The sequence below is a fragment of the Acidovorax sp. LjRoot117 genome (assembly GCF_964252695.1).
In the GTDB taxonomy this organism is placed as follows: Bacteria; Pseudomonadota; Gammaproteobacteria; order Burkholderiales; family Burkholderiaceae_C; genus Acidovorax.
On sequence record NZ_CAXUPO020000023.1, the window covers coordinates 2501 to 5768 of the forward strand.

Genomic DNA, 3268 nt, shown 5'->3' on the forward strand with positions numbered 1-3268 from the left:
ACATTACGGCATAACGCGTCAGGTGAAAGACCTGGCAAGTCCTTGAAAGATTAGATGGCGATGTTTCGAAAGAGACGTCAAAGTTATAGGGTCAAGTGACTAAGAGCATGTGGTGGATGCCTTGGCGATTACAGGCGACGAAAGACGTGATAGCCTGCGATAAGCTTCGGGGAGCTGGCAAATAAGCTTTGATCCGGAGATTTCTGAATGGGGAAACCCACCTCGCAAGAGGTATCGCATGATGAATACATAGTCATGCGAGGCGAACCGGGTGAACTGAAACATCTCAGTAGCTCGAGGAAAAGACATCAACCGAGATTCCGAAAGTAGTGGCGAGCGAAATCGGAAGAGCCTTCTATTGATAGCACGACTGTTAGCAAAACGGAATGGAAAGTCCGGCCATAGCAGGTGATAGCCCTGTATGCGAAAACAGACGTGTGGTACTAAGGTAGAGACAAGTAGGGCGGGACACGAGAAATCCTGTCTGAATATGGGGGGACCATCCTCCAAGGCTAAATACTCGTAATCGACCGATAGTGAACCAGTACCGTGAGGGAAAGGCGAAAAGAACCCCGGGAGGGGAGTGAAATAGATCCTGAAACCGCATGCTTACAAAAAGTAGGAGCCCGCAAGGGTGACTGCGTACCTTTTGTATAATGGGTCAGCGACTTACATTCAGTGGCAAGGTTAACCGAATAGGGAAGCCGTAGAGAAATCGAGTCCGAATAGGGCGAATCAGTCGCTGGGTGTAGACCCGAAACCAAGTGATCTATCCATGGCCAGGATGAAGGTGCCGTAACAGGTACTGGAGGTCCGAACCGACTAGTGTTGCAAAACTAGCGGATGAGCTGTGGATAGGGGTGAAAGGCTAAACAAACTTGGAAATAGCTGGTTCTCTCCGAAAACTATTTAGGTAGTGCCTCAAGTATTACCTGCGGGGGTAGAGCACTGTTTAGGCTAGGGGGTCATGGCGACTTACCAAACCTATGCAAACTCCGAATACTGCAGAGTACAGCTTGGGAGACAGAGCACCGGGTGCTAACGTCCGGACTCAAGAGGGAAACAACCCAGACCGCCAGCTAAGGTCCCTAAAATTGGCTAAGTGGGAAACGAAGTGGGAAGGCTAAAACAGTCAGGATGTTGGCTTAGAAGCAGCCATCATTTAAAGAAAGCGTAATAGCTCACTGATCGAGTCGTCCTGCGCGGAAGATGTAACGGGGCTAAGCCAGTTACCGAAGCTGCGGATGTGCAATTTATTGCACGTGGTAGGAGAGCGTTCTGTAGGCCTGTGAAGGTGTCTGGTGACGGATGCTGGAGGTATCAGAAGTGCGAATGCTGACATGAGTAGCGTTAAAGGGGGTGAAAAGCCCCCTCGCCGTAAGCGCAAGGTTTTCTACGCAACGTTCATCGGCGTAGAGTGAGTCGGCCCCTAAGGCGAGGCAGAGATGCGTAGCTGATGGGAAACAGGTCAATATTCCTGTACCGATCAATAGTGCGATGTGGGGACGGAGAAGGTTAGCTCAGCCAACTGTTGGACATGTTGGTTCAAGCCTGTAGTCGTGCCTGGTAGGCAAATCCGCCGGGCTTAGATGAGGGGTGATAACGAGTCTGCTTGCAGACGAAGTGAGTGATACCCTGCTTCCAGGAAAAGCCACTAAGCTTCAGCTATTGACGACCGTACCGCAAACCGACACTGGTGCGCGAGATGAGTATTCTAAGGCGCTTGAGAGAACTCAGGAGAAGGAACTCGGCAAATTGATACCGTAACTTCGGGAGAAGGTATGCCCCAAGTAGGTGAACTCGTACAGAGGGAGCCCAACGGGGTTGCAAAAAATCGGTGGCTGCGACTGTTTAATAAAAACACAGCACTCTGCAAACACGAAAGTGGACGTATAGGGTGTGACGCCTGCCCGGTGCTGGAAGATTAAATGATGGGGTGCAAGCTCTTGATTGAAGTCCCAGTAAACGGCGGCCGTAACTATAACGGTCCTAAGGTAGCGAAATTCCTTGTCGGGTAAGTTCCGACCTGCACGAATGGCGTAACGATGGCCACACTGTCTCCTCCTGAGACTCAGCGAAGTTGAAATGTTTGTGATGATGCAATCTCCCCGCGGAAAGACGGAAAGACCCCATGAACCTTTACTGTAGCTTTGTATTGGACTTTGAACAGATCTGTGTAGGATAGGTGGGAGGCTTTGAAGTGAGGTCGCTAGATCTCATGGAGCCAACGTTGAAATACCACCCTGGTGTGTTTGAGGTTCTAACCTAGGTCCATTATCTGGATCGGGGACAGTGCATGGTAGGCAGTTTGACTGGGGCGGTCTCCTCCCAAAGCGTAACGGAGGAGTTCGAAGGTACGCTAGTTACGGTCGGACATCGTGACGATAGTGCAATGGCATAAGCGTGCTTAACTGCGAGACTGACAAGTCGAGCAGATGCGAAAGCAGGACATAGTGATCCGGTGGTTCTGTATGGAAGGGCCATCGCTCAACGGATAAAAGGTACTCTGGGGATAACAGGCTGATACCGCCCAAGAGTTCATATCGACGGCGGTGTTTGGCACCTCGATGTCGGCTCATCTCATCCTGGGGCTGTAGCCGGTCCCAAGGGTATGGCTGTTCGCCATTTAAAGAGGTACGTGAGCTGGGTTTAAAACGTCGTGAGACAGTTTGGTCCCTATCTTCCGTGGGCGCTGCAGATTTGAGGAAGCCTGCTCCTAGTACGAGAGGACCGGAGTGGACACACCTCTGGTGTATCGGTTGTCACGCCAGTGGCATTGCCGAGTAGCTAAGTGTGGAAGAGATAACCGCTGAAAGCATCTAAGCGGGAAACTCGTTTCAAGATGAGATCTGCCGGGGCCTTGAGCCCCCTAAAGAGTCGTTCAAGACCAGGACGTTGATAGGTCAGGTGTGGAAGCGCAGTAATGCGTTAAGCTAACTGATACTAATTGCTCGTGCGGCTTGACCCTATAACTTTGATTGCCAATACACAGCATCGATGTCTATATCGATATCGATGACCGTGCCAAAGCTCAAAGATTGTTATGCCAAGTTAGACGCAGTCAAAACACAAAAAGCTGATTTAACTCTATGAATTCGTTGTACTGAACTCCAAAACGGCGTTCAGTATGGCAACCCTTTATGCCTGATGACCATAGCAAGTTGGTACCACTCCTTCCCATCCCGAACAGGACAGTGAAACGACTTTGCGCCGATGATAGTGCGGGTTCCCGTGTGAAAGTAGGTCATCGTCAGGCTCTTACAGCCCA

General features: G+C 50.6%; 2 rRNA genes. Both read left to right on the plus strand.

The features are described from left to right. Positions 1 to 89: 89 nt before the first annotated feature. Positions 90 to 2968: ribosomal RNA gene (locus tag ACSQ3D_RS27725) — 23S ribosomal RNA — on the plus strand. Positions 2969 to 3143: 175 nt separating this feature from the next. Continuing rightward, positions 3144 to 3256 (plus strand): 5S ribosomal RNA (rrf, locus tag ACSQ3D_RS27730). Positions 3257 to 3268: the final 12 nt, after the last annotated feature.